This window comes from Paraburkholderia xenovorans LB400 (assembly GCF_000013645.1).
GTDB classification, from domain to species: Bacteria; Pseudomonadota; Gammaproteobacteria; order Burkholderiales; family Burkholderiaceae; genus Paraburkholderia; species Paraburkholderia xenovorans.
Genome location: NC_007951.1, coordinates 4,639,707 through 4,665,348 on the forward strand (window position 1 = coordinate 4,639,707; position 25,642 = coordinate 4,665,348).

General features: G+C 63.6%; 21 protein-coding genes and 1 riboswitch. Of the genes, 6 read left to right on the forward strand and 15 right to left on the reverse strand.

From position 1 onward, the window contains the following. The first annotated feature begins 13 nt into the window (after positions 1-13). The 4 genes from pxpA to BXE_RS20930 all read left to right on the forward strand — a co-directional run bounded on the left by pxpA (position 14) and on the right by BXE_RS20930 (position 4,767). Entirely contained in the window at positions 14-766 is a 753-nt protein-coding gene (gene pxpA, locus BXE_RS20915) for a 5-oxoprolinase subunit PxpA (RefSeq protein WP_011490161.1), read from the forward strand. A gap of 277 nt (positions 767-1,043) precedes the next feature. Then, a complete protein-coding gene (locus BXE_RS20920) occupies positions 1,044-1,793 on the forward strand; it encodes a DUF969 domain-containing protein (protein WP_011490162.1) in 750 nt (249 codons plus the stop codon). Beyond that, positions 1,790-2,746: a DUF979 domain-containing protein gene (locus BXE_RS20925; protein WP_011490163.1), complete on the forward strand. Its 957-nt coding sequence runs from the start codon at positions 1,790-1,792 to the stop codon at positions 2,744-2,746. Before BXE_RS20920 ends, BXE_RS20925 begins: the two co-directional genes overlap by 4 nt. 215 nt (positions 2,747-2,961) lie before the next feature. Then, complete coding sequence (locus tag BXE_RS20930; protein WP_011490164.1) at positions 2,962-4,767, forward strand: tetratricopeptide repeat protein; 1,806 nt, start codon at positions 2,962-2,964, stop codon at positions 4,765-4,767. Between the two features lie 139 nt (positions 4,768-4,906). Here BXE_RS20930 and BXE_RS20935 read toward each other — a convergent pair whose 3' ends face one another. The 13 genes from BXE_RS20935 to BXE_RS20995 all read right to left on the reverse strand — a co-directional run bounded on the left by BXE_RS20935 (position 4,907) and on the right by BXE_RS20995 (position 18,776). Beyond that, a complete protein-coding gene (locus tag BXE_RS20935) occupies positions 4,907-5,167 on the reverse strand; it encodes a BrnA antitoxin family protein (protein WP_233518758.1) in 261 nt (86 codons plus the stop codon). 38 nt (positions 5,168-5,205) lie between these two features. Next, a complete protein-coding gene (locus BXE_RS20940) occupies positions 5,206-5,511 on the reverse strand; it encodes a BrnT family toxin (protein ID WP_011490166.1) in 306 nt (101 codons plus the stop codon). A gap of 170 nt (positions 5,512-5,681) precedes the next feature. Then, positions 5,682-6,833 carry a TraB/GumN family protein gene (locus tag BXE_RS20945; RefSeq protein WP_011490167.1) on the reverse strand — a complete coding sequence of 384 codons (1,152 nt, stop codon included), beginning with the start codon at positions 6,831-6,833 and terminating at the stop codon, positions 5,682-5,684. Further along, positions 6,826-7,845 carry a peptide ABC transporter ATP-binding protein gene (locus BXE_RS20950; RefSeq protein WP_011490168.1) on the reverse strand — a complete coding sequence of 340 codons (1,020 nt, stop codon included), beginning with the start codon at positions 7,843-7,845 and terminating at the stop codon, positions 6,826-6,828. The genes BXE_RS20945 and BXE_RS20950 overlap by 8 nt, the downstream gene beginning before the upstream one ends. Further along, entirely contained in the window at positions 7,842-8,846 is a 1,005-nt protein-coding gene (locus BXE_RS20955; protein ID WP_011490169.1) for an ABC transporter ATP-binding protein, read from the reverse strand. Before BXE_RS20955 ends, BXE_RS20950 begins: the two co-directional genes overlap by 4 nt. Further along, a complete protein-coding gene (locus tag BXE_RS20960) occupies positions 8,846-9,763 on the reverse strand; it encodes an ABC transporter permease subunit (protein ID WP_011490170.1) in 918 nt (305 codons plus the stop codon). The genes BXE_RS20955 and BXE_RS20960 overlap by 1 nt, the downstream gene beginning before the upstream one ends. Positions 9,764-9,771: 8 nt before the next feature. After that, positions 9,772-10,782 (reverse strand): ABC transporter permease subunit, encoded by a 1,011-nt coding sequence (locus BXE_RS20965; RefSeq protein WP_011490171.1) that lies wholly within the window; start codon positions 10,780-10,782, stop codon positions 9,772-9,774. Between the two features lie 139 nt (positions 10,783-10,921). Continuing rightward, positions 10,922-12,550, reverse strand: a complete 1,629-nt coding sequence (locus BXE_RS20970; RefSeq protein ID WP_011490172.1) for an ABC transporter substrate-binding protein — start codon at positions 12,548-12,550, stop codon at positions 10,922-10,924. 434 nt (positions 12,551-12,984) lie between these two features. Continuing rightward, complete coding sequence (locus tag BXE_RS20975; RefSeq protein WP_011490173.1) at positions 12,985-14,628, reverse strand: ABC transporter substrate-binding protein; 1,644 nt, start codon at positions 14,626-14,628, stop codon at positions 12,985-12,987. 284 nt (positions 14,629-14,912) lie between these two features. Further along, on the reverse strand, positions 14,913-15,743 hold the full coding sequence (gene metF, locus BXE_RS20980; protein ID WP_011490174.1) for a methylenetetrahydrofolate reductase [NAD(P)H]: 831 nt from the start codon (positions 15,741-15,743) through the stop codon (positions 14,913-14,915). Between the two features lie 21 nt (positions 15,744-15,764). Beyond that, positions 15,765-16,118 carry a phage holin family protein gene (locus BXE_RS20985; protein WP_007179914.1) on the reverse strand — a complete coding sequence of 118 codons (354 nt, stop codon included), beginning with the start codon at positions 16,116-16,118 and terminating at the stop codon, positions 15,765-15,767. A 142-nt stretch (positions 16,119-16,260) separates the two neighbouring features. Continuing rightward, positions 16,261-17,682, reverse strand: coding sequence for an adenosylhomocysteinase (ahcY, locus tag BXE_RS20990; RefSeq protein WP_011490175.1), 1,422 nt, complete (start codon positions 17,680-17,682; stop codon positions 16,261-16,263). A 33-nt stretch (positions 17,683-17,715) separates the two neighbouring features. Further along, a riboswitch (S-adenosyl-L-homocysteine riboswitch) is annotated at positions 17,716-17,852 on the reverse strand. Between the two features lie 117 nt (positions 17,853-17,969). Further along, the gene (locus BXE_RS20995) at positions 17,970-18,776 is read right to left on the reverse strand and encodes a glycosyltransferase family 2 protein (protein WP_011490176.1); all 807 of its coding nucleotides are present in this window, start codon (positions 18,774-18,776) and stop codon (positions 17,970-17,972) included. A gap of 251 nt (positions 18,777-19,027) precedes the next feature. Between BXE_RS20995 and BXE_RS21000 the strand changes: the two genes are divergently transcribed. Beyond that, complete coding sequence (locus tag BXE_RS21000; RefSeq protein ID WP_038457199.1) at positions 19,028-19,990, forward strand: LysR family transcriptional regulator; 963 nt, start codon at positions 19,028-19,030, stop codon at positions 19,988-19,990. 56 nt (positions 19,991-20,046) lie between these two features. Here the strand turns inward: BXE_RS21000 and BXE_RS21005 are convergent, their stop codons facing one another. Together BXE_RS21005 and BXE_RS21010 are read right to left on the reverse strand one after the other, a co-directional pair. Further along, the gene (locus tag BXE_RS21005; protein ID WP_011490178.1) at positions 20,047-21,801 is read right to left on the reverse strand and encodes an OmpA family protein; all 1,755 of its coding nucleotides are present in this window, start codon (positions 21,799-21,801) and stop codon (positions 20,047-20,049) included. Between the two features lie 171 nt (positions 21,802-21,972). After that, entirely contained in the window at positions 21,973-23,631 is a 1,659-nt protein-coding gene (locus tag BXE_RS21010; protein ID WP_011490179.1) for a GMC family oxidoreductase, read from the reverse strand. A gap of 291 nt (positions 23,632-23,922) precedes the next feature. On the opposite strand from BXE_RS21010, the gene BXE_RS21015 reads away from it, so the two are divergent. Next, a complete protein-coding gene (locus BXE_RS21015) occupies positions 23,923-25,608 on the forward strand; it encodes an isovaleryl-CoA dehydrogenase (RefSeq protein WP_011490180.1) in 1,686 nt (561 codons plus the stop codon). Positions 25,609-25,642: the final 34 nt, after the last annotated feature.

The following is a 25,642-nucleotide window of genomic DNA, read 5'->3' on the forward strand; positions in this document are numbered from 1 at the left end:
GCAGAGGAACATCATGGAAATCGATTTGAACGCCGATCTGGGCGAAGGCTGCGGGTCCGACGAGGCGCTGCTCGATCTGGTCAGCTCGGCGAATATTGCGTGCGGCTGGCATGCGGGCGGCGCCAATGCGATGCGCGACTGCGTGCGCTGGGCGGTGCAGAAAGGCGTGTCGATCGGCGCGCATCCGAGCTTCAACGATCCGGAAAATTTCGGCCGCAAGGAAATGGATCTGCCGGCCAACGACATCTACGCGGGCGTGCTGTATCAACTCGGCGCGCTGTCCGCGATCGCCCAGGCCGAGGGCGGCCGCGTCGCGCACGTCAAGCCGCACGGTGCGCTCTATAACCAGGCCGCGCGCGACAGCAGGATCGCCGACGCGATCGTTTCGGCGGTGCACGATTTCGACCCGTCGGTGGCGGTGTTCGCGCTGGCCAACAGTGGACTCGTGACGGCGGCGCGCAACGTGGGTCTCATCGCCGTCGAAGAAGTTTTCGCTGATCGCGGCTATCGCGCGGACGGCTCGCTGGTGCCGCGCAAAGAACCCGGCGCGCTGCTCGACGACGAAGACAAGGTGCTGGCGCGCACGCTCTCGATGATTCGCGAGCAGCGCGTACAGGCCGTGGACGGTCAATGGGTGCCGCTGAACGCACAGACCATCTGCCTGCATGGCGACGGCCCGCATGCGCTGGCGTTCGCGCGGCGCATCCGCGGCGCGCTCCAGGACGCCGGCATCGAAGTCCACGCGGCCGGCGCCGCCCGCGCCTGAGCGCCGGCCCCGGCACAAGCCGGACGCATTCATCCGGGCACGAGCCGGACAGCGCGATTCAACCCCTGCGCACCTGGTCAACGCCCCGCCTGACGCGGGGCGTTGACCAGGTGCAGGACGCATTGCAGTACCCGCAGTCGATCAGCAGGTGCAGGTGTAGTTCGAAGCAGACGCGGCCATCAAGAGCCGTGGCAACAAGACGGCGCCCGGACCCTCGGGAGCCGTCCCACGTTAGCCGCCACAAGCGGCAAGGTTGAAACCCTGTTTGGAGATCCAGATGCAGACAACAGTCAGTCTATGGCCGCTCATTGGCGTGGCCGTCATCATCGTCGGCTTTTTATTGCGGTTCAATCCGATGCTGATCGTGGCGGTCGCCGCGATTATCACCGGCCTCGCCGCGCACTTCCCGCCTGAAAAGATTCTTGCCGAGATCGGCACGGGCTTCATCAAGACGCGCAATATCCCGTTGATCATTCTGCTGCCGCTTGCCGTCATCGGTCTGCTCGAACGGCATGGCCTGCGTGAACGGGCGCAAGCGTGGATCGGCGGCATCAAGGCCGCGACCGCCGGGCGTCTCCTGATCGTCTATCTGCTGGTGCGGGAACTGACCGCGGCGGTCGGCCTGACCGGACTCGGCGGCCATCCGCAGATGGTGCGTCCGCTGATCGCGCCGATGGCCGAAGGCGCGACCGAAACGCGCTTCGGCAAGATCAGCGACGCGGTGCGTTTCAAATTGCGCGCCTTCTCCGCGGCGACCGACAACGTGGGCCTGTTCTTCGGCGAGGACATCTTCGTCGCGTTCGGCGCGATCGTGCTGATGACCACCTTCCTGAAGGAAGCGGGGATCATCGTCGAGCCGATTCACGTGGCGGTGTGGGGCATTCCGACCGCTATCTGCGCGTTCATCGTTCACGGCTTCCGCCTGTATCTGCTCGATCGCAAACTCGAACGCGAGCTGCGGGGCAACGCCGTGGCGGGCAGCCCCGCTGTTTCGTCGACGCAAACCGCCGCAGGAGACAAAGCATGACGCTCACGATCACCTATCTGTTCTGGCTGCTGGGCGTGGTGCTGCTCGTCGTCGGCGGCATGATCGTCACGGACAGGGATCATCCGCGCCGTTTCACCGCGGGCGGTTTCTGGATTCTCTACGCACTGATCTTCCTGATCGGCGACAAGCTGCCGCTTTCGGTGGTCGGCGTGCTCGTCATCGTGATGGCGCTGATCGCGGGCTTTGGCGGCGTGACCGCGGGCAAGCCGAAAGTGCTGTCGCTCGAAGCGCGCATGGCGAGCGCCGCGCGCCTTCGCAACAAGCTGTTCGTGCCCGCGCTGACGATTCCGGTCGTCACCGTGATCATCACGCTCTCGGCGAGTCATCTGGTGTTCGGCGGCATGCCGTTGATCGAGAAGGCCAATGTCACGCTGATCGGATTCGGCATCGGCTGCGTGATCGCGCTCGCGATTGCCTGCGTGATGACGCGCGACACCGTCGGCCAGTCCATGAAGGAAGCGCGCCGGCTGGTCGATGCCTTGTCGTGGGCCGCGGTCCTGCCGCAGATGCTCGGCATGCTCGGGCTCGTGTTCTCGGACGCCGGCGTCGGCAAGGCCGTCGCGCACGTGACCACGGCTTATATCAGCCTCGACTATCGCTTCATCGCGGTGGCCGTGTACTGCATCGGCATGGCGCTCTTCACGATGGTGATGGGCAATGGCTTCGCCGCATTCCCGGTGATGACGGGCGGTGTCGGCGTACCGATTCTGGTAGGCGTGTTTCACGGCAATCCGGCGGTGATGGTCGCGATCGGCATGTTCAGCGGCTACTGCGGCACGCTGATGACGCCGATGGCCGCGAACTTCAACATGGTGCCGGCCGCACTGCTGGAATTGCCCGACAAGAATGCGGTGATCAAAGTGCAGATACCGACGGCGCTCACCTTGCTGGTCGTGAACATCTTCCTGTTGAATTTCCTGATGTTCCTGTAGGACTCTTACTTTCGCAATCGATAAACGCTGACGTATCGCAGGATCTCTCTGCGATACGTTAGTGAAACGGACACACTGCACGACAGGGACGCCACCGAATTAGGAAGCGTCCGATCGTCGGGAATTGGATGGCGAGCCTACGATGCTGAATCGTCTCCCATCCACACGCGCCGGTACGCGCTGCGCGCACCGCCGACGCTCTCCCGCAGGTTTCCATGGAACATCAATCCCAGCCTGAGCGCACGCACGCCGCCCCGCCGCACACCGCCTATCTCACCGCATTGATCGACGCCGCGCTCGAAGCGCACCAGGCCGGTCGGCTCGACGCCGCCGAATCGTTTTACCGCGAGGCGCTCACGCTCGACAGCGCCCATACGGGCGCACTGCACTACTTCGGCGTGCTGCATTATCAGCGCGGCGCTCACGACATCGCCGCCAGCCTGATGAGCCGCGCGCTCAAACTCGATCGTCACGATGCCGCCTGCTGGAGCAACCGCGGGCTCGTGGCCGCCGCGCTCGGCCATCTCGACGAAGCAATGATCTGCTACGACCAGGCACTGCAACTCCAGCCCGATTTCGCCGACGCGCACAACAACTTCGGCGCCGCGTTACAAGCGCAAGGCGCGTTGCCGGAAGCGGTCGAACACTACCGCCTGGCGCTGGCTTCCAACCCCATGCTGCTCGACGCGCATCTGAACCTGGGCACGGCGCTGAACAAGCTCGCGCGTTTCGACGAAGCGCTGGCGTGCTATCGCCATGTTCTGTCGCTCGATCCCGCCTCGGCGGAGGCGCACTTCAGCGCGGGTAATACCTACCAGGCGCGCGGCGACCACGGCGCGGCGATCGCCAGCTTCGAGCAGGCCGTGGCACTGCGTGCGGATTACGCGGAGGCGCACGTCAACCTGGGCAGCCTGATCGGCAAGCTCGGCGACTATGCGGGCGCCGAATCGCACTACCGGCGCGCGGTCGCGCTCAAACCGGTTCCGACTCATCTCGTGTGTCTGGGCGGATCGCTCGGTGCGCAAGGGCGCCTCGACGAAGAAGAAGGCTTCTATCGCCAGGCGCTCGCGCTCGACCCGCACCATGCGGACGCCCATCAGAATCTGGCGTGGCTGTTGCTCAAGCGCGGCGACTACAAACAGGGCTGGGCGGAATTCGCGCTGCGCTGGCGCAAGACCGACTACGAAGCGATCGCGGTGCCGGGCGTGCCGGAGTGGCGTGGCGAGCCGCTCGAAGGGCGCCGTCTGCTGCTGGTCGGCGAGCAGGGTTTTGGCGACCACTTCCAGTTTCTGCGCTTTGCAAGCGTGCTCGCCCAACGCGGCGCAACCGTCGACCTCTGCGTGCGCGAACCGCTGTTGCCTTTGGTCGAACGCGTGGCGGGTGTGCGTCGCGCGTATAGCGGCAAGCCCGATGGCGAATACGATTTCTGGGTGCCGATGATGAGCATCCCATCCTGCCTCGGCCTGGAGCTTTCCACCATTCCCGCGGACGTGCCCTATCTGTCCGCCGACAAGGCAAAGATCAAGGCATGGCGCAAGCGGCTCGGCGCGGCCGACAAATCGGCGCGCAAGGTGGGGCTCGTCTGGGCCGGCAGCCCGACATTCGGCAACGACCGTTACCGGTCGATCCCGCTGTCCGACCTGAGCGCGCTCCGCGGCTTAAAGAACGTGGCCTGGTACGCGCTGCAAAAAGGCCCGGCGCATGCGCAACTGGCCGCTGCGCCGCCGGCTTTCAGCGCACACGATTTCACCGCCGGGCTGAACGATTTCGAAGACACGGCGGCGTTGATCATGAATCTCGATCTGGTGATCGCGGTGGACACCGGCGTTGCGCATCTGGCGGGGGCGTTGGGCAAGCCAGTATGGTTACTGTTGCCCGCCAATTCCGACTGGCGCTGGCTGGAAGCGCGCAGCGACTCGCCGTGGTATCCAGGAATGAGGCTGTTCCGGCAGGCGGTGTTAGGGGATTGGGTGCCGGTGGTTGACGAAGTGGCCAAGGCACTGCACGACGGCGCCCATTGAATGCGACACGCTGCGTTGAGGCCCGACACCACTGCGCAGCGTCGCTCGCCTCTGCTGATAGCGGCACACAGCTTTTTCGCGACGGCTCAAGGGCGCGCGATCAGGGCCACGCGATTAAGGCCGCGACCAGGGACACGACTCAAGGACGCCGGCGCTGATGTGCCAGCATATAGGCGCGCAACAATTTGTTGATCCGCGTCTGATAGCCTTGACCTTGCTCCTTGAACCAGTTCAACACGTCCGCATCCAGACGCATTGTCACGGCCTGCTTTGGAGGAACATGCAGTTCGGCGCGCTCAAAAAACTCGTCGCCCAACTCAGGTACGTCGCTCTTATCGATTTGCGCATCGTCCGTTCTGGCGAGTCGCTTCCAATCCGTTCCCGATGTTTTGCCCATCATTTCACCTCTGCTCGCTTGCCTCGATTGCCACCCTTCCGTCAATTCCAGATGCGCTGCTTGTAATGTCCGAGTTCGTGCCTGGTTGCCTTGCGGGCCGAAATGATCCGGATCACATCCGCACTGCGCTCCACGTACACCACCACGCCCACGACAGCCGCCATCCAGCCCAATGCGATCCACCGGTCCTCGCCGTAATCTTCCCGCGTGTCTAGTGCCGTAAGTACGGGATGATTGAACACGTCGATGGCATCCTGAAAGTCGATGCCGTGTTTGCGGATATTGATTTGATTTTTGGCTTCGTCCCACTCGAACTGCACGCGCCACCTGTATTGACGTTTGTACATACATCATAGCATGCAAAGGCACCTATGGCAGCGTGTTCCGCGAGCAGTTTGCGGCACACGTCAGCGTCGGACTGGCGCCCCGGATAACGGTTCCGGTCATGGCCGAACGGCCTATCCCGCGTAGGACGCCTGGGTCCCTGCGTATGTTTCGTCCTGGATTCCGATCAGTGTCATCCCGCCTCGACCACGAACCCGCGCTGCCGCAAAAGCTCCAGCACGCCTTTGGGGCCACCCAGATGCAGCGCGCCGATCGCCACGAATACCGGCTTGTTCGGCGCGGCGATCAGCAGCATTCGCGAAACGAAGCGCCGGTTGCGGTCATAGACGATCTTGTTATCGATCGAATCGGAAATACGTTTGTCGCGCGCGAGCTTCTCGGATTTCGCGGCCTGCCAGGCGGCGATCGCATCCGCATCGCCCACGCGCCACAGTCGATGCAAGGTCCGCACGTCCTCGACGTTTTGCGCAGGCGTCTGCACCAGATCCTGCGCCAGCATCTCCCGCTGCTGCGCGAGCGTCAGCCCCGTGAACGCGCGCATCTGCTGCGGCAAGGTTTCGAGACCGACAATCTTGCCGCGCGTGCGGATGTACACGTTCTGTAACTGCGCTTCGGAGCCGTACTCGGTTTGCAGGCCGGCACTCAGGGAGTCGTAGGTTTCGACCAGCAGCGAAGCGAGCCACGGCCGCATTTTCTTGATCGCGTCCAGTGCCGCCGGGTTACCGCGTAACCGTAAGGCCAGCTTGTGCCACAAAGGCTCGGGCAGCAAACCTGGCAGACAGTCGCGCCGGCAAACGCCGTACTTCGAGACATCGTCTTGCGAAACCAGCAGTTCGTCGGGTGAGAGTTCGAGCGCCAGCGTCGGCGAGGCAGCCAGTGCGCCGAGGATTGGTGCGCGAAACGGCTGATTGGCGGGGTAGTCGGCGGGATCGCCCACGTGCAGCGTGCCCAGAACATAGATGGTGGTCGTGCCGCGTGTCGCGACATAGAACGGCATGCGCGCCGGTTGCGCGCGCACCGGGCCGCTCGCCGTGGTGCCCGGTGAGGCGGGCGGCGGATTGAAACCCGGCAGGCTCGCGCGCGGTGGCGCCGGCATGTTGGGCACCGGCAGCGCCGGACGCCCCGCCTGCGAGGGCGCGTTGGCAGCCGCGCCAGCGGCATGCGCAACGCCGAGCGCCGCCGTGCACAGATGAAATACAGAACAAACGCCGAGGAGCGCGGCACCGGTCAGTGCACGCGCCCTCCAGCGCCGCGCGAAAGCAGCGCCAGGGTCGCCATCACGCAAGCGGCGCGTAGCACGACGCGCCGCCAACCCATCAGGCATCCACGTCCCCCACCTCCTCGGCGCGGTGACACGACACCTGGCGGCCATCCACTTCACGCAGCTTCGGTTCTTCGCTGCGGCAGCGGTCGATCACGTACGGGCAGCGCTGATGAAACGTGCAACCCGACGGCGGATTCAGCGGCGACGGCATTTCACCCTGCAATTTGATCTTGATGCTGCGATCCGCTTCGAAGATGGAAGGCGTAGCCGACATCAGCGCGCGCGTGTACGGATGACGCGGCTTCGAGAAAATCCGCGTCTTGTCGCCGAGCTCCGCCACGCCGCCGAAGTACATCACCATCACATCGTCGGCGATATGCTCCACCACCGAGAGGTTGTGCGAGATGAACACGTAGCTGGTCTTGAACTGCTCCTGCAGATCCATGAACAGATTGAGAATCTGCGCCTGGATCGACACGTCGAGCGCCGACACGGGTTCATCCGCGACCACGATCTGCGGATCGAGAATCATTGCGCGCGCAATCGCCACGCGCTGCCGCTGGCCGCCGGAGAACATATGCGGATAGCGCTTCGCGTGTTCCGGACGCAGTCCGACGGTGCGCATCATCTGCGCGATCCGTTCGGCGCGCTCGGTCGCGCTCAGCTGCGTGTTGATCGCGAGCGGCTCGCCGAGCGTCTGCTCGACGGTCTTGCGCGGATTGAGCGAGGCAAACGGGTTCTGGAACACCATCTGCACGCGCCGCCGCAGCGCCGCGATCTTCGCGTGATCGGCGCCGGCCACGTCTTCACCGTCGATCAGCAGGCGGCCCGCGCTGGGCGGTTCGATCATGGTGAGTTGACGCGCGAGCGTCGATTTGCCGCAGCCGGATTCACCGACCACCGCCAGGGTCTTGCCGCGTTCGAGCGCGAACGAGACGCCATTGAGCGCCTTCACCGTGCCGGATGCGAACATGCCGCGCTTGACCGTGTAGTAGCGCGCGAGCTTGTCGGCCACCAGCACGTGATCGCCCGCATGGTCCGACTGGCGGCGCGTTTCGGGTACTGCGTTCATCGTGCGCCTCCATGCGTGTGAACATTGGCGTCGCCGCTCAGGTTCAGGGGTTTGATGCAGCGCACGCGCGCCACTTCGGCGTGACCTTGCATCGGCGCGAGCGCGGGCCGCGCCTTCGTGCAATCGTCGACCACGTACTTGCAGCGCGGTGCGAAGAGACAGCCCCTAGGGCGGTCATCTCGGCCCGGCACCATGCCCGGCAGTGCCGCGAGCCGCACGGCGCCGACATTGTGCTCGGGAATCGCCGCCAGCAACGCTTCCGTGTACGGATGATGCGGCGCGGCGAAAATGTCCGGTACCTTGTTCGTTTCGATCACTTCGCCAGCGTACATGACCGCGACGCGTTGCGCGACTTCCGACACCACCGCCAGATCGTGCGAGATCAGCACGAGCGCCATGCCGCGTTCCTTCTGCAGCTTGATCAGCAGTTCCATGATCTGGGCCTGGATCGTCACGTCGAGCGCGGTGGTCGGCTCGTCGGCGATCAGCAACTTCGGATTGCAGGCAATCGCCATTGCGATCATCACGCGCTGGTTCATGCCGCCGGACATCTGATGCGGAAACGAACTGATACGGCTTTTCGCATCCGGAATGCCGACCTGGTCGAGCAGTTCCAGAGCGCGCTTGTCCAGCGCGCTGCCGCGCAGGCCTTCGTGCAGCTTCAGCACTTCCTTGATCTGATAGCCGACCGTGTAGCTGGGGTTCAGACTGGTGAGCGCGTCCTGGAACACCATCGCGATGTCTTTGCCGACGATCTTGCGGCGTTCCTTCGCCGATGCCTTCAGCAGGTTCGTGCCGTTGAAGGTGATTTCGTCGGCCGTCACTTTGCCGGGCGCGTCGATCAGGCCCATCAGCGCCATCATCGTCACGCTCTTACCCGAGCCCGATTCGCCGACTACGCCGACCACTTCGCCCGGCGCGATATCGAGGCTGATCCGGTCGACGGCGGGCAGTCCGTTGAAGTCCACCGCGAGATTGCGGATGGTTAATAAGCTGGTCATTACGCCATCCTTTTCAGTTTCGGGTCGAGTGCGTCGCGCAGCCCGTCGCCGAGCAGATTGATTGCGAGCACCGAGATCAGGATGGACAGACCCGGCATGGTAACGATCCACCAAGCGCTGTCGATGTAGTCGCGCGCCGAAGCCAGCATCGCGCCCCACTCCGCCGAAGGCGGTTGCACGCCGAGGCCGAGAAAGCCGAGCGCCGCGGCGTCGAGAATCGCCGACGAAAAGCCCAGCGTAGCCTGCACGATCAGCGGCGCGGTGCAGTTCGGCAGCACTTGCGAGAACATCAGACGCAAGGTGCTCGCACCCGCCACACGCGAAGCCGTTACGTACTCCTTCTGCAACTCGCCTTGCGCCGACGCGCGCGTCAAACGCACATAGCCCGGCAGCGCGACGATCGCGATGGCGAGCATGGTATTGACGAGACCCGGCCCGATGATCGCCACCACCGCCACGGCGAGCAGCAGCGACGGCAGCGCGAGCAGCACGTCCATGATGCGCATGATCGGCGTGTCGGCCCACTTCTCGAAGAATGCCGCGATCAGCCCGAGCACGATGCCCGGAATCAGCGCGAGCACCACCGAGACGAAACCGATCCAGAACGACAGCCGTGCACCGTACATCAGACGCGAGAGGATGTCGCGGCCCGCTTCGTCGGTGCCGAGAATGAACTTCCAGTTGCCGCCGTCGAGCCATGCGGGCGGAATCTTCACGAAGTCGCGGTATTGCTCGATCGGGCTGTGCGGCGCGATCAACGGCGCGAAGATCGCGACGAAGATCAACACCAGTACGACGATGCCGGCGCCGACCGCGCCACGGTTACGCGAGAAATTCGCCCAGAATTCACGGGCGGCGATAGCGCGGCCGCTTGGGGGCGTGACCGACTGGGGGACTGTGTTTTGTATGTCTGCCATGATCGTGATTACCTCGTATGGCGGATGCGCGGGTTGAGCACGCCGTACAGCAGATCGACGACGAGGTTCACGACAATGACCAGCGTGGCGATCATCAGGATACCGCCCTGCACCACCGGATAGTCGCGCCGGCCGATCGCGTCGATCAGCCACTTGCCGATACCCGGCCACGAAAACAGCGTCTCGGTCAGCACCGCGCCCGCGAGCAGCGTGCCGACCTGCAGACCGATCACGGTCACCACCGGAATCAGCGCATTGCGCAACGCATGCACGACGATCACGCGTCCCGGCGACAGGCCCTTCGCGCGCGCGGTGCGGATGTAGTCCTCGCGCAGCACTTCGAGCATCGACGAACGCGTCATGCGCGCGACGACCGCCAGCGGAATCGTGCCGAGCACGATGGCCGGCAGGATCAGATGGCTCAGCGCGGATCTGAACGCGCCTTCGTCGGTCGACATCATCGCGTCGATCAGCATGAAGCCGGTCACGTGCGGAATGTCGTATTCGACCGCGATGCGGCCGGACACCGGCGTCCAGCCGAGCTTCACGGAAAACACCATGATGAGGATCAAGCCCCACCAGAAGATCGGCATCGAGTAGCCGGTGAGCGCCGTGCCCATCACGCCGTGATCGACCACGGTGCCGCGCCTCAAGGCCGCGAACACGCCCGCCGGCAACCCGACGATCAATGCGAACAGCATCGCGCAGATCGACAGTTCGACGGTAGCGGGAAAGCGTGCGAGGAATTCGCCCATCACGCTGGTGTTGGTGATGATCGAGGTGCCGAGGTCGCCGTGCAGCGCGCGCCCGATGTAGTGGACGTACTGCATGGGCAGGGATTCGTCGAGCCCGAGCCGGTGCATCGCCACGGCGTGCATGGCGGGATCGACGCCGCGCTCGCCCATCATCACTTCGATGGGGTCGCCCGGTATCAGGTGAATCAGCGCGAACGCGAGGATCGTGATGCCGATGAAGGTCGGAATCACCATGCCGACGCGGCGCAAAACAAAGCGGAACATGGTTTTGTCCCTATGGTCTTGATGAACAAAAAACGCAACCGGCGACGAGGGCTTGTGACCCCGGTCGCCGGACCATTTCGACCAGTTTTCTAACCGTGCGAAAAGCGTACTGCGCGAATTTTACGACTTGCCTGATGGGTTACTTGACGCTGACGCCGTCAAAGCGCGCATAGCCTAGCGGTTCGATGCGCATGTCCACCACCTTCTTGCTGACAGGCTGGTACACCGTGGAGTGAGCGATCGGCGAGAACGGCAGTTGCTGCGCGAAGATCTGCTGCGCCTGCATGTAAGCCGTGGTGCGCGCGCCCTGGTCGGACGTGACGCGGCCCTTCTGGATCAGGTCGTCGAACGGCTTGTAGCACCACTTCGAGAAGTTGTTGCCGTTCACCGCTTCGCAGCCGAGCAGCGTGCCGAGCCAGTTGTCCGGATCGCCGTTGTCGCCGGTCCAGCCGATCAGCATCGTGTCGTCCTCACCTGCGTGAGCGCGCTTGATGTACTCGCCCCATTCATACGTGACGATCTTCGCCTTCACGCCGATCCTGGCCCAGTCGGCCTGGATCATTTCCGCCATCAGGCGGGCGTTCGGGTTGTACGCGCGCTGCACCGGCATCGCCCAGAGGGTGATGTCGAAGCCGTTCGGATAGCCCGCTTTCGCCAGCAAGGCCTTGGCCTTGTCCGCATCGTAAGACGCGCCCTTCAGGTTCTTGTCGTACGACCATTGGGTCGGCGGCATCGGGTTCGTGGCCGCCTGGCCCGCGCCCTGGTACACCGACTCGATGATCGCCTTCTTGTTGATCGCCATGTCGAGCGCCTGACGCACTTCGACCTTGTCGACCGGCTTGTGCGTCACGTTGTACGCGAGGTAGCCGAGATTGAAGCCCGGTTGCGACGGCATGGCGATGTTCGCTTCGGCCTTCAGCGGCGCGATGTCGGCCGGACGCGGATAGCTCATCACCTGGCATTCGTCGCGCTTGATCTTCTGCACGCGCACGCCGGCGTCCGGCGTGATCGAGAAGATCAGCTTGGAGATCTTCACCGTGTTCGGCTTCCAGTAATCCGGATTGCCGTCGAAGCGGATCGTCGCGTCTTTCGTGTAGCTGCGGAAAATGAACGGGCCCGTGCCGACCGGGAACTGGTTGATGTCGGCCGCCTTGCCGGCCTTCAGCAACTGGTCGCCGTATTCGCCCGAGAGGATCGACGCGTATTCCATCGCCAGATTCTGGATGAACGGCGCGTTGACTTCCTTCAGCGTGAACTTGACCGTGTACGGATCGACCTTTTCGACGCTGGTGATCAGCTTGTCGAGGCCCATGTCCGTGAAGTACGGGAACTGGACCGGGTAAGCCTTATGGAAGGCCGAGTTCGGGTCCAGCATGCGCTGGAACGTGAACACGACGTCGTCCGCATTGAATTCGCGCGTCGGCTTGAAGAACGACGTGGTCTGGAACTTCACGCCATGACGCAGGTGGAACGTGTAGGTTTTGCCGTCCGCCGAGACTTCCCACTTTTCGGCGAGGCCCGGTTCGACCTTGGTGCCGCCGCGTTCGAATTCGACGAGGCGGTTGTAGACGGTGAACGTATTAGCCGTGAAATCGGTGCCCGTGGTGTATTGGGCAGGATCGAAACCCGCAGGACTGCCTTCTGAGCAGTAAACCAGGGTTTTATTCGGAATCTCGGCGCGCGCGACACTTGCGCCCACCATCGATGCCGCTGCAGCTGCGACGAGCGTCGTGACACGCGCGGCGCGCAACAGATTGTTTTGCTTCATGTTTCCTCCAGGTTCGTGGCCGGCTCCCGCCGGCGTAGCGCGATATTACTTGAGCTTGGCTTGCAGCAACAAGCAGAGGAAATTGTATGTCGATCGGAGTTACCGCTTTAGCGGTTACTCCGATCCCATGCACGGCGGTCGACCGGAGTTACCGCTTTAGCGGTTACTCCGGTCCCATGCACGGCGGTCGACCGGAGTTACCGCTTTAGCGGTTACTCCGATCCCATGCAGAGCGGTCGATCGGAGTTACCGCTTTAGCGGTTACTCCGGTCCCATGCACGGCGGTCGATCGGAGTTACCGCTTTAGCCGTTACTCCGATCCCATGCAGCGCAGACGATCGGAAACCATCGTGCATAAGCGCGGCCGCACGCCGGCATTGCCGGGAGCGTGCGGCCGCAGAGGGGTGCCGCAGCAAAAAAACGGCCCGCCGAGGTTATTTCAGCCCCACATTCATGAATTGCGTCGGGCCGAACGGGTCGATCTTGAAGCCCGTCACGTTCTTGCTGATCGGCTGATAGACCGTGGAGTGGGCGATCGGCGTAAATGGAACCTGATCTTTGAATATTTCCTGAGCTTCCGTGTAAGCCTTGGTGCGCTCAGCCAGGTCAGTGGTGCCGCGGCCCTTTCTGATCAAGTCGTCGTAAGGTTTGTAGCACCATTTGGAAAAGTTACTGCCATTGACCGCGTCGCAACCCAGCAATACGCCGAGCCAGTTATCCGGGTCGCCGTAATCGCCGGTCCAGCCGATCAGCATCGCTTCATGTTCGCCGGCATGGCCGCGGCGAATGTATTCGCCCCATTCGTAAGTGGCGATCTTCACCTTGACGCCGATCTTCGCCCAATCGGATTGCAGCATTTCCGCCATCAGACGCGCGTTCGGGTTATATGGCCGTTGAACCGGCATGGCCCACAGCGTCAGATCGAAGCCATCGGGATAACCCGCCTGTTTCAGCAGCGCCTTGGCTTTTTCCGTGTCGTAGGGCGCGTCTTTCAGATTCTTGTCATAGCCCCACTGGGTCGGCGGCATGGGGTTCGTGGCAGCCTGGCCCGCCCCCTGATACACCGAGTCGATAATCGCTTTCTTATTGATCGACATATCGAGCGCACGGCGCACCAGCACATTGTCGAGCGGCTTCTTAGTGGTGTTGTAGGCGATATAGCCGAGGTTGAAACCCACCTGGTTCGGCATGGCCAGCGATGCATCGGCTTTGACCGCCGGAATATCGGCGGGACGCGGATACGCCATCACCTGGCATTCGCCGCGCTTGAGTTTTTGCAGACGCACGGCCGGATCGACGGTAATCGCGAATATCAGCTTGCTGACTTTGACGACACCCGGCTTCCAGTAATCGGGATTGCCGTCGAAGCGAATCGTGTCGTCTTTCGTATAGCTGCGAAAAATGAACGGACCAGTGCCGACCGGATATTGATTGATATCCGACGCTTTACCCGCTTTCAATAACTGGTCGCCATATTCCGCCGAGAGGATCGATGCGAACGGCATCGCGATCTGTTGCAAAAACGGCGCATCGACTTCCTTCAGCGTGAAACGCACCGTGTACGGATCGAGTTTTTCGATCTTCGCAATGTTCTTGGCGAGCCCGAGATCGGTGAAATACGGGAACGGTACGGCGTATGCCTTGCGGAACGGCTGATCCGGATCGAGCATCCGCTGATAGGTGAAGACGACGTCGTCCGCGTTGAATTCGCGCGTCGGCTTGAAAAACGAGGTGGTCTGGAATTTCACACCGTGGCGCAAATGAAACGTATAGGTCAGCCCGTCGGGCGACACATCCCACTTTTCGGCGAGACTCGGTTCGATATCCGTGCTGCCGTGCGCGAACTCGATCAGGCGGTTGTAGACCGTGTACGAGCCCGCGCTGAATTCGACGCTGGTGGTGTACTGCGCGCTGTCGAAGCCCGCCGGACTGCCTTCAGAGCAGAACACGAGGGTCTTGTCGGGCAGCGTGGCCGCATCGGCTGCGGCGGGCGCAAGGCTCGCAGTCAGCACGGCACAGGCGCTCAGCGCTGGAAGGCAGGTTTGGCGAACTGCAAACAGCAACTTGGATACCGTCATCACGTTCTCCGCACAGCAGCCACGTCAGCTGCGCTTCGATCATAGACAGCACAAAAATCGGGTTCAATGCGGGCTTACACGCCGCAAGGTTTGCGCGTGACTGGAGGTCTGTTGCATTGCAGCAACGATCGCAGCGGTCACGCGAGCGCCGGATTCGTTTGGCTGACGCGGGCGTGGCGTTCGGGTGGCATCCGCGTGGCAGCCTGTACGCTATTCGCGGTGCAAAAAAAACCGCGCGACTGTTTCTCAGCCGCGCGGTTTCGTCTCGACAGACCGATTCGAGCTTAAACGTTCAACCGTTCGCAGATCGCCTTGGTCGCCGCTGCGCCGTTTAGCGTGTAGAAGTGCAGGCCCGGCACCTTCGCATCGATCAGACGCCTGCACAGGTCCGTCACCACATCCAGCCCGAACGCGCGAATTGACTCGCGATCGTCGCCGAAGCTTTCCAGCCGGCGCGCGATCCAGCGTGGCACTTCAGCGCCGCACATCTCCGAGAAACGCATCAGCTGCGAGAAGTTCGTGATCGGCATGATGCCCGGCACGATCGGCACGTCCACGCCGAGCTTTCTCGCGTCGTCGACGAAACGGAAATACGCGTCTGCATTGAAGAAGTACTGTGTGATCGCCGAATTGGCGCCGGCCTTCACCTTGCGGGCGAAGTTTTCCAGATCCTGACGCGGCGAGCGCGACTGCGGGTGGTATTCCGGATAGCCGGCCACCTCGATGCAGAACCAGTCGCCGAATTCGGCGCGGATAAAGCTCACCAGTTCCGACGCATAGCGCAGCTCGCCGACTTCGCCCATGCCGGACGGCAGATCGCCGCGCAGCGCGACGATATGGCGGATGCCATGTGCGCGGTACTCGTTGAGAATGGCGCGCAGGCTCTCTTTCGACGAGCCGATGCACGACACGTGCGGCGCCGCTTCGAGCCCTTCCTTCGCCATATCGACGACGGTGTCGAGCGTGCCCTGTTGCGTCGAGCCGCCGGCGCCGAACGTGACGGACACGAACTTGGGCTTGAGCGTGGCGAGCTGGGCGCGCGTGGCGCGCAGCTTGTCCACGCCTTCCTGCGTTTTCGGCGGGAAGAATTCGAATGAAAGTTCGATCGGGTTCATGATTCTTTAGTCAATCGTCGGTCAACCGAGACTGCGGTTGCCGAAAATAAGCGCGGACAGCAGCCACGAAACGATGCTGTACAGAATCGAGCCGAAGAACGCCGACCAGAATCCCGACACCTCGAAGCCCTTCAGCAGCGACGCGGCCAGCCAGAAGCACAGCGCATTGACCACCAGAATGAAGAGTCCGAGCGTGAAAATGGTCACGGGCAGCGTCAGCAGGATCAGCACCGGCCGCAGGATCGTGTTGATCAACCCGAGCACCACCGCGACGATCAACGCGGTGCCGAAACTGCGGATATGGATCGACGGAACGAGGTAGGTGATGATCAGGAGCGCAAGCGCGTTGATCAGCCAGGTCAGCAGCACGGTCATGTAGAGCTCCTTGTGGGCAGGATGTCCGATAGCGGGAAAAAGCGCGTACAGAACGGGCGGAGGCGGTCATGGCGAACAAAGCGGCGCATGATGCGCCGCCCTGTCGTCAAACTGTCATGCTGCTCAACCGCTCGCGGCGCGCTTAATAGCGGTAGTGGTTCGGCTTGAACGGGCCGTTCTTGTCGACGCCGATGTAGCCGGCCTGCTCGTCCGACAGCACGGTCAGGTTCGCGCCGATGCGCGCCAGATGCAGGCGTGCGACCTTTTCGTCCAGATGCTTCGGCAGCACGTACACCTTGTTCTCGTACTTGTTGCCTTGCGTGAACAGTTCGATCTGCGCGAGCGTCTGGTTCGTGAACGAGTTCGACATCACGAACGACGGGTGGCCCGTCGCGCAACCCAGATTCACGAGGCGGCCTTCAGCCAGCAGGATCACGCGCTTGCCGTCCGGGAAAATGATGTGGTCGACTTGCGGCTTGATGTTGTCCCACTGGTACTGACGGGTCGACGCAACGTCGATTTCCGAGTCGAAGTGACCGATGTTGCAGACAATCGCGTTGTGACGCATCGCCTTCATGTGGTCGTGGCCGATCACGTGGTAGTTGCCGGTCGCCGTCACGAAGATGTCGGCCTTGTCCGCCGCGTATTCCATCGTCACGACGCGGTAGCCTTCCATCGCCGCCTGCAATGCGCAGATCGGATCGATTTCGGTGACCCACACGGTGGCGCCCAAACCGCGCAGCGATTGCGCGCAGCCCTTGCCCACGTCGCCGTAACCGGCGACCACGGCGATCTTGCCCGCGATCATCACGTCGGTCGCGCGCTTGATGCCGTCGACCAGCGACTCACGGCAGCCATACAGGTTGTCGAACTTCGACTTGGTGACCGAGTCGTTGACGTTGATCGCAGGGAACGGCAGGCGGCCTTCTTTTTCCATCTGATACAGACGGTGCACGCCGGTCGTGGTTTCTTCGGTCACGCCCTTGATGTGCGCAAGGCGCGTGGAGTACCACGTCGGGTCGGCGTCCAGATGGCGCTCGATCGACTTGTACAGCGCGACTTCTTCCTCGTTGGTCGGCTTCGAGATCACCGAACGGTCTTTCTCGGCCTTCGAGCCGAGGATCAGCAGCAACGTGGCGTCGCCGCCGTCGTCGAGGATCATGTTGGCGAACTCGCCGTTCGGCCATTCGAAAATGCGGTGCGAGAACTCCCAGTATTCGTCGAGCGATTCGCCCTTGAATGCGAACACCGGCGTGCCGGCCTTGGCGATTGCCGCGGCGGCATGATCCTGGGTCGAGAAGATGTTGCACGAGGCCCAGCGCACGTCGGCGCCGAGCGCCGTCAGCGTCTCGATCAGCACGCCGGTCTGGATCGTCATGTGCAGCGAACCTGCGATGCGCGCGCCCTTCAGCGGCTGCTGCACCTTGTACTCTTCACGCGTTTGCACGAGGCCGGGCATTTCCGTCTCGGCGATGTTCAGTTCCTTGCGGCCCCAGTCGGCAAGCGACATGTCGGCAACAATGAAATCCTGGGAATTTTTGGAATCGATAACTGCGGCGTTCATCACGCCCTCCTTTCTAAGAAATTGACTAGAAATTTGACGTGAGCGCGGTTCGATGCGGTGGATGGGAAAGCGCTATGCGCATCCGGGCCCTCCGATTGAAGCCTTCGAGCCTGGCGGGCAGCCGGCGAATATGCTGATTCGCGGTACCCGTCGCAACGCTCCTCGAAGACGAACGGCGATTGTAGCAAATCGAGATGGCTTCGGGGCGCGGTTCGGGTTCGTATTTGCCGGCCTGCGAGTATGAGGAGAACCGGCGCGGCCTGCTCCGATGCGGCCGCCGCCCAGGCTTATGGAAGACTCCCTGGCGCGGCCGGTGCGTTTTGTGCCGGAACCTGAACCATCACTTTTGCCGCGCGCAATTGCGCGATCCCCGCACGCGCCATATCGAGGAACTGCCGGGAGAAGCGAAACGCATCGGCTGTATCGTCGGGGTCGGCGGCCTGCAGGCCGAGCGCGATGCGAAAGTAGCGCTCCGCGTGGATGCCTGCGTGGTAATGCATGCGCACGCGCTTCGCATCTTCCAGGCGCGGATTGCCGAAGATGTCGCGCAGCGCCCAGGAAAACGCGCCGTCCTCGCCGCCAATGCGGCGGAACGCGTCGTCCATCGGAAAGCCGCCGAGCGCGAGAAAAGCCGTACGGCGAATCAGCAGGCTGCTCGGCACGGTGTTGCTGAGCGTTGCCGCATGCGCGGCGAAGTCGGGATGAGCGGTGAGCTCGCGGGGAAAATCCGTGTACTCGACGTCGAGCCGCACGGACACTTCGTCGGGATGTTGCGCGAGGAACGCGCTCGCCGCGCCGAGGGCGCCGGGCAGGTATTCGTCGTCGGCGTCGAGAAAGGCGAGCAGGTCGTGCGACGCGTGCATCGCAGCCCAGTTGCGCGCACGCGCCGCGCCGCCGTTGTATGGCATTCGCAGCAGACACACGCGCGAATCGAGGCTGCCGCACTGCGCCGCGATGTCCGCGGAGGCGTCGGACGAACCGTCGTCCACCACGATGATCTGCGCGGCCTCCGGCTGGATCCGGCAGCTTTGCAAAGCACGGACGAGCGTCGCCGCGCCGTTGTAGCAGGGAATGATGATCGAAATGGGCGTCATGAATGAACGGGCGCGCGGGGCGGGTCAACGGTGAAGAACCGACGATGTTATTCCGCTTGCCGCCAGGCGCATCTTGAAATGGGTGGGGCGCTTTCGGCGAGGAAGCAAGTCCAGCATCCGCGCCGGCAATGCCATCAACTCGCGCGCAGCGAAAGCCAGCGGAGTCCGCACCGCAGCTTGCGCCGCGATATAAATAAGGTGACTTACAATTGCCCGGATCATTCCAATCTGGAATTCTGGAGCCTGAGATCGTGGAACTACGTGCGCTGCGGTATTTCGTCGAAGTGGTGCGTCAGCAGAGTTTCACCGTTGCCGCCGAGCAGATGTTCGTCACGCAGCCGACCATCAGCAAAATGGTCAAGTCGCTGGAGGACGAAATCGGCTCTCCGCTGTTATTGCGCGACGGGCGGCAGATGGTGCTGACCGATGCCGGCCGGATCGTCTACCAGCGCGGCCAGGACGTGTTGGCCGCGCACGCGCAATTGCAGGCTGAACTGAACGACCTCGACACGCTCGGCCGCGGTCAACTCACCATCGGCATTCCGCCGATGGGCGGCTCCCTCTTCACGCCGGCGATCGCCGCGTTCCGCCAGCGTTATCCGAAAATCGAACTCAAACTGTTCGAGCAGGGTTCGCGCGCCATCGAAGCGGCGCTGATCAACGGCGAACTGGAGCTGGGCGGCGTGCTGCAACCCGTCGACCCGGAAAATATCGAGGTATTGCCCGTGACGCGCCAACTCCTGTGGCTCGTCGCGCGCACCGGCTCGAACTGGGACGATCTGCACGAGGTGCCGCTCGCGCAACTCGCCAATGAACCGTTCGTGTTCTATGGCGAAAGTCTCGCGCTCAATGACGTGGTGTTGAACGCGTGCCGTACCGCTGGTTTCGCGCCGACCATTGTGGGGCGCAGCGGGCATTGGGATTTCATGGCGGCGCTGGTGCTGGCCGGTGTCGGCATCGCCTTGTTGCCGGCGCCGTACTGCCGGCGGCTCGACCCCGCGAAGTTCACCTGCCGGCCGGTGATCGAGCCGGAAATTCCGTGGGAAATGGCGATCGGCTGGCGCCGCAATGGTTATCTGTCGCACGCTGCGCGCGCATGGCTCGACGTGGCTCGCGAAGCATTACCCGGCCAGGCCGGCGACGACTTCATGCTGGCGCCGGGCATTGGCGTGGCCGGTATCACAACGCCGTTCCCGGTCCCGCCCGCCAAATGACGAATGCCCCCGGCAAACGCCGGGGGCACGTCTTGCATGGCTTATCGAAGCTGCAATTACTGCTGCGCGACGAACTCGATGCGGCGATTGGCAAAGCGACCGCTCGCCGTGTCGTTGCTCGCAACCGGACGCGCGTCCCCGTAACCTTGCGCGATCAGCGAATCAGCCGGCACGCCGGTCCTGACGAGGTAGGCGCGCACCGCTTCGGCACGCTGCTTCGACAGTTGCAGATTGGCTGCTTCGCCACCCACGTTGTCCGAATAGCCGGCCACTTCGAGCCGGGCCGTCTTGCCGTTGCCCGCGCAGGCGTTCAGCACGTGCGCCGACTGGTTCAGATCTTCCACCGCCGAAGCCGGTACACGCGCGCTCGCGCTCGCGAAGTTGATCACCTGCAGGTTCAGCACCTTGACCACGTCCGCCACCGCGCATGAGCTGTCCGCCCCAAGCAGGCCCTTGACCGCGCTGCGGAAATTCTCGGTAGCATCGGCAACGGCATGCGCGACGTCGAACGAACCGATCTGATACGACGCGCCGAACAGCGACTTCAGTTTGTCGAGCCAGCCGAGTTTCTTGTCCGCCGCGGTGCCGCTGAGCTCGATGTGCGTGCCGTCCACTTTCACTTCCGCGCCGGGCAGCGACATCAGCGGCAGCAGGCCGTCGAGATGGAGCAGCCAGTCGGCCGGCTTCGTGGCCGGATCGACCGTGATGTTCGGCACGAAGTTGTATTGCCCGAGGCGCCTGGTCAGCTCTTCGATCAGTTGCGTCTTTTCGGCTTCACTGCCGACCGTGGCGGTGACCGTCGGCTTGCCGGCGGCGTCCACCGTAAAGCTGAGCTGGCTGTCTTTGGTCGGCGCGGGCGCGGCGGCGGCCGGCTGTACGGCGCTCGCCGCACTCGCGGAGGCCGCGGCGCTGGCTGCGGGCGCGGACGCCGCCACCTCGCTCGCGGCTACTGCTGCGTCCGAAGCGCGGACCGGCGCAGAGGCGGGCTGCGCGGCGACGGCTCCCGCGGAACTGCCTTGTCCGGCAGCGCGATTGGCGTTTTGCTCGCTCTGGCAGCTACGCAGAAACAGAAAAGCCAGCAGCGCTGCAAGAGCCGCGAGCAGCCACCAGAGCCACTTGTGCGAACGGCGCTCTTCGCGCATCACGGCGTCCGCCGGCACGTGGATCTTCGACAAGGCCTCGGCCACCGGCGTGGACGCGGGTGTCGGGTGGTCGATATGCGCCGAAACGGCCTTCAACTGCGACAGAATGTTGGCGGAGAACGCGCCGAGCCCGCTCAGTCCGAGCGCGGTCATCAAACGGTCGTTCAGGTAAGGCGCAATGACCGGCAATTGATGGCCGAGCAGCGTCGGCAATTGCCCGGCGTTGCCCTGCCCTTCGAGAAAATGCCGCTTGAGCAGGCCCAGCAAGGTCGCACCGGCAATGCCCGTCATGGCATGGGTGGCATGAGCCGGCACGCCGGTCTGCACGGCGACTTCATCGCTCAGCCCGTCGACGCCGCGGTCCAGCGCGCGCTCGAGCAGATGCCGCCCGGCAATTTCCAGCCGGCTTACGCCACCCGTGCTGCCGAGCAGTTGCGGCAGCTGTTCGCCAATATGACTGTTGACCTCCGGCGAGAGAATCGTGCCGAACAGCGAACGCGCGCCGTCGAGCGTCGCGCCCTTCTGCATCAGGCTGGCGACGAGCGCCGGAGCCACGGTCGCCAACACCTTGCGTGTCGCCTCCGACGGGAGCCCGAAGCGCTCCGCCAGTTGGCGCACGACACTGTCCGTCAATGCGGACTGAATCAATTGAATCGTATTGATGCTCATCGCTTCGCTTCCTTGAGTTCCCGAACGCGCCACCTGACCCGCTCTTTTTCGCGGCGCGATTATAGGTTTCGGGGAATCTCATAAACGAAGCGGCACAATTTATGACGAATTGACCGACGTTCGGCCAAGTTGTCTCATATTTGCCGGACAAATCTGCAATGCTGGCGAAGCTCAAACGGCATTCGTCGCCGTGCGGGTTCCGTGGTTCGGTGCCGCTGCCGGCTCCGCCGACGCGCCGCGCCACGCCGCCGCGATCAGCTCGGCGGCCCGCTCGCCGATCATCACCGTCGGCGAATTGGTGTTACCGCCGATCAGCGTCGGCATCACCGAAGCATCCACGATCCGCAGCCCCGTGACGCCCCGCACCCGCAGTTGCGGATCGACCACCGAGCGCACGTCGCCCCCCATCCGGCACGTTGCCACCGGGTGGTAGATCGTGTCGGCATGCTCGGCAATGGTCCGGCGCAACTCCGCCTCCGACTGGCCGGGATGCGTGTACAACTCGCGGCCGCCGTGCAGCGCGAGCGAAGGCGCATCGAGGATGCGCCGCGCCATCTGCGCGCCTTCCACCAGCAGGTCGAGATCGCGCGAGTCGCTGAAAAAGCGCGGATCGATCACGGGCGCGGTGCGCGCATCGGCACTCGCCAGCGTCACGGTGCCACGGCTATGCGGTCGCAAAACGCACACGTGCAGCGAATAACCGTGGCCCCAATGCATGTGGCGGTTGTGGTCGTCGACGATCGCCGCGCAGAAGTGCAACTGCAGATCCGGCCGCTCGAGCGTCGGGCTGCTCTTCAGAAAACCGCCCGCTTCGGCGACATTGCTCGACAGCATGCCGCGCCCGTGGCGCATGAAAGTAACGAACTGCGGCAGCATCCGCGCAATGCCGCGAATCGAAAAGCCGGTCGGCTCGATCGACGAAACCCGTTTGTTGATCGTGAAATCGACGTGGTCGATCAGGTTCTGCCCGACCTCCGGCGCGTCGTGCAGCACCGGAATGCCGAACGAGCGCAAGTGCGCCGCCGGCCCGATGCCCGAGCACATCAGCAGTTGCGGCGAATTGAACGCGCCCGCGGCGAGCACCACCTCGGCGCGCGCTTCGAGCGTTTCCCGGCGGCCGCCGCGCACGATCTCCACGCCGCTCGCGCGCTTGCCTTTGAAGGCCACGCGCAGCACCGTCGCGTCGGCGATCGTGTGCAGATTGGGGCGCGCGCGGTCGTAGATATAGGCGCGCGCCACGCTGCAACGGCGCCCGTCGCGCTGCGTCACCTGATAGAAGCCGATCCCTTCCTGCTCCGCACCGTTGAAGTCGCTATTCGGCTTGTAGCCGGCTTCCATCGCCGCCTGCACGAAACGGCGCGAAAACGGATTCTGATAGCGCAGATCGGAGACGGTGAGCGGGCCGCTATCGCCATGCCAGGCGTCGGCACCGCGTTCGTTGCCTTCGGCGCGGCGAAAGTACGGCAGCACCTCCGCCCACGACCAGCCTTCGCAACCCAGTTCAGCCCATTCGTCGTAATCGAGCGGATGGCCGCGCGTGTAGATCATCGCGTTGATCGCGCTCGATCCGCCGAAGCCACGTCCGCGCGGCTGATACCCTTGCCGCCCGCCGAGTCCCGGCTGCGGCGTGGTCAGATATCCGTAGTTGGTTTTGAGCTTGTGCGGCACCACGGCCGCCACGCCGACCGGCATGTTGACGAACAGATTGCGGTCCGTGTGCGGCCCGGCTTCGATCAGCGCAATCGTCGCGTCCGGGCAGTTGTCCGCGAGACGGCTCGCCAGCGAACAGCCACCCGAGCCTGCGCCGACGATGATGTAGTCGTATTGCATCCGCTCCTCCTTGTGGGCCGCGTTGTTCGCGAACCCTGTCTCCGTATGTTTTCCGGCATTGTAGGGAGCGTTCGGATACCGCGGCGGGTTCGTGCCAGAGCGAATCCTCTAAACGGAAGTGCCGCCGCGACCCTATGATGAAAGACGCGCATACGCCCGCCGGGCGGCCGCGCGCGGCATTCAAACACGGCGCCGCAGGCGTCGTCCTCTTAGTGCGCGGCGCGACATGCAGCGCTCAAACAGCGCACCGTCGAGCGACGCCGGCGAGCATGCGTTGAACGGAGACAGCAGATGGAACGGCACAGCTTCGGCCAGACTCACGAGGTGACCAATCAGGTCCCGCCGCTCGCGGACTACAACCTCTTTTCCAGCGATGCCGCATTGACCGCCGCGCTCGAACGCGACGGCGCGGCGTGGCATCGCGACGCGCTGCTGCGGCACGGCGCGGCGCTCACGACACCCGAAACACTGGCGCTCGCCGAACTGGCCAACCGCCATACACCGGAACTGTTCACGCACAGCCCGCGCGGCGAACGCATCGACGCGCTGGAGTTTCATCCTTCGTGGCACACGCTGCTCTCGCTGCTGCGCCGCGAAGGTCTGCACGCGCTGCCGTTTTCCGACCCGCAACGCGGCGCGATGGTGGCGCGTTGCGCCGGTTACTTCCTGCATGCGCAAATCGAATCCGGTTCGCTCTGCCCGCTGACGATGACCTTCGCGAGCATCCCCGTATTGCAACGCGAGCCCGCGCTATTCGCCAGGCTGCGCGACAAACTCTACGCGCGCGAACACGATCCGCGCGACGTACCGCTCACGCACAAAAACTCCGCGATGATCGGCATGGGCATGACCGAGAAGCAAGGCGGCTCCGACGTGCGCAGCAATCAGACCCGCGCCTATGCCACCGCCGGCAGCGGCCGCGGCGCCGCCTATCGGCTGGTCGGCCATAAGTGGTTCTTTTCCGCGCCGCAGTGCGACGCCCATCTCGTGCTCGGCCGCACCGACGATCACGAGGGCCTCTCGTGCTTCTTCGTGCCGCGCTTCGCGCCGGACGGCAGCAAGAATGCCGTGCAGATCCAGCGCCTGAAAGACAAGCTCGGCAATCGCTCGAATGCAAGCAGCGAAGTCGAATTTCTCGACGCGTTCGGCATCATGATCGGCGACGAAGGACGCGGCGTGCCGACCATCATCGAAATGGCGAATTACACGCGGCTCGATTGTGTGATCGGCAGCGCGGCCTTGATGCGCGCCGCGCTCGTGCAGGCCATTCACCATGCGCGTCATCGCAGCGCATTCGGCCGCCATCTCGCCGATCAGCCGCTGATGCGCAACGTGCTCGCCGATCTCGCTCTGGAATCGGAAGCGGCGACGGTGCTGTTCATGCGTCTCGCACGCGCTTTCGAAGAATCCGCCGACGCCGCCTCCACCTCGCTCGCCGAACGCGCGTGGCGGCGCATCGTCACACCTGCGGCGAAGTACTGGGTCTGCAAGCGCGCATTGGAATTCACCGGCGAGGCGATGGAAGTCTGGGGCGGCAACGGTTACGTCGAAACCGGTCCGATGGCGCGCTTCTATCGTGAAGCGCCCGTGAACTCGATCTGGGAAGGTTCCGGCAACGTGATGTGCCTCGACGTGCTGCGCGCGATGGAACGCGAGCCGGATGCGGCGCGGGCCCTGTTCGCCGCGTGGCAGAGGGAAGCCCAGGCGCACCCGGCATTGAGCGCCGCACTGGGCAAGCTCGCCGCCGCGTTTAACGGACCGGCTGAGCATCGCGAAGCCTCGGCACGGCGGATCGCGCAGCAGGTCGTGCTGATCGCGCAAGCCACGTTGCTGCTCGAACATGCGCCGGCCGAAGTCGCCGAGGCATTCATTGCCACGCGTCTTGCCGACGGCTGCGGCGAGAGCGGCCGGGTGTACGGCACGCTGCCGGCCACGTTCGATCACGCGGCGATCGTCGAAAGAGCTTTTCCTGCCTGACGTTCAGCACGCTTCTGTTGCACCGTGAAGCAGC

What these genes read in the sequence shown, in the direction of transcription:
- BXE_RS20940 (WP_011490166.1), bottom strand. Translation starts at nt 5,511, where the DNA reads ATGTACAAACGTCAATACAGGTGGCGCGTGCAGTTCGAGTGGGACGAA.
- BXE_RS20965 (WP_011490171.1), bottom strand. Translation starts at nt 10,782, where the DNA reads ATGTTCCGCTTTGTTTTGCGCCGCGTCGGCATGGTGATTCCGACCTTC.
- BXE_RS20975 (WP_011490173.1), bottom strand. Translation starts at nt 14,628, where the DNA reads ATGACGGTATCCAAGTTGCTGTTTGCAGTTCGCCAAACCTGCCTTCCA.
- BXE_RS21015 (WP_011490180.1), top strand. Translation starts at nt 23,923, where the DNA reads ATGGAACGGCACAGCTTCGGCCAGACTCACGAGGTGACCAATCAGGTC.
- BXE_RS20950 (WP_011490168.1), bottom strand. Translation starts at nt 7,845, where the DNA reads ATGAACGCAGTACCCGAAACGCGCCGCCAGTCGGACCATGCGGGCGAT.
- BXE_RS20925 (WP_011490163.1), top strand. Translation starts at nt 1,790, where the DNA reads ATGACGCTCACGATCACCTATCTGTTCTGGCTGCTGGGCGTGGTGCTG.
- ahcY (WP_011490175.1), bottom strand. Translation starts at nt 17,682, where the DNA reads ATGAACGCCGCAGTTATCGATTCCAAAAATTCCCAGGATTTCATTGTT.
- BXE_RS20920 (WP_011490162.1), top strand. Translation starts at nt 1,044, where the DNA reads ATGCAGACAACAGTCAGTCTATGGCCGCTCATTGGCGTGGCCGTCATC.
- BXE_RS20930 (WP_011490164.1), top strand. Translation starts at nt 2,962, where the DNA reads ATGGAACATCAATCCCAGCCTGAGCGCACGCACGCCGCCCCGCCGCAC.
- BXE_RS20960 (WP_011490170.1), bottom strand. Translation starts at nt 9,763, where the DNA reads ATGGCAGACATACAAAACACAGTCCCCCAGTCGGTCACGCCCCCAAGC.
- BXE_RS21010 (WP_011490179.1), bottom strand. Translation starts at nt 23,631, where the DNA reads ATGCAATACGACTACATCATCGTCGGCGCAGGCTCGGGTGGCTGTTCG.
- BXE_RS21005 (WP_011490178.1), bottom strand. Translation starts at nt 21,801, where the DNA reads ATGAGCATCAATACGATTCAATTGATTCAGTCCGCATTGACGGACAGT.
- pxpA (WP_011490161.1), top strand. Translation starts at nt 14, where the DNA reads ATGGAAATCGATTTGAACGCCGATCTGGGCGAAGGCTGCGGGTCCGAC.
- BXE_RS20970 (WP_011490172.1), bottom strand. Translation starts at nt 12,550, where the DNA reads ATGAAGCAAAACAATCTGTTGCGCGCCGCGCGTGTCACGACGCTCGTC.
- BXE_RS20955 (WP_011490169.1), bottom strand. Translation starts at nt 8,846, where the DNA reads ATGACCAGCTTATTAACCATCCGCAATCTCGCGGTGGACTTCAACGGA.
- metF (WP_011490174.1), bottom strand. Translation starts at nt 15,743, where the DNA reads ATGAACCCGATCGAACTTTCATTCGAATTCTTCCCGCCGAAAACGCAG.
- BXE_RS20945 (WP_011490167.1), bottom strand. Translation starts at nt 6,833, where the DNA reads ATGCCTGATGGGTTGGCGGCGCGTCGTGCTACGCGCCGCTTGCGTGAT.
- BXE_RS20995 (WP_011490176.1), bottom strand. Translation starts at nt 18,776, where the DNA reads ATGACGCCCATTTCGATCATCATTCCCTGCTACAACGGCGCGGCGACG.
- BXE_RS20935 (WP_233518758.1), bottom strand. Translation starts at nt 5,167, where the DNA reads ATGATGGGCAAAACATCGGGAACGGATTGGAAGCGACTCGCCAGAACG.
- BXE_RS20985 (WP_007179914.1), bottom strand. Translation starts at nt 16,118, where the DNA reads ATGACCGTGCTGCTGACCTGGCTGATCAACGCGCTTGCGCTCCTGATC.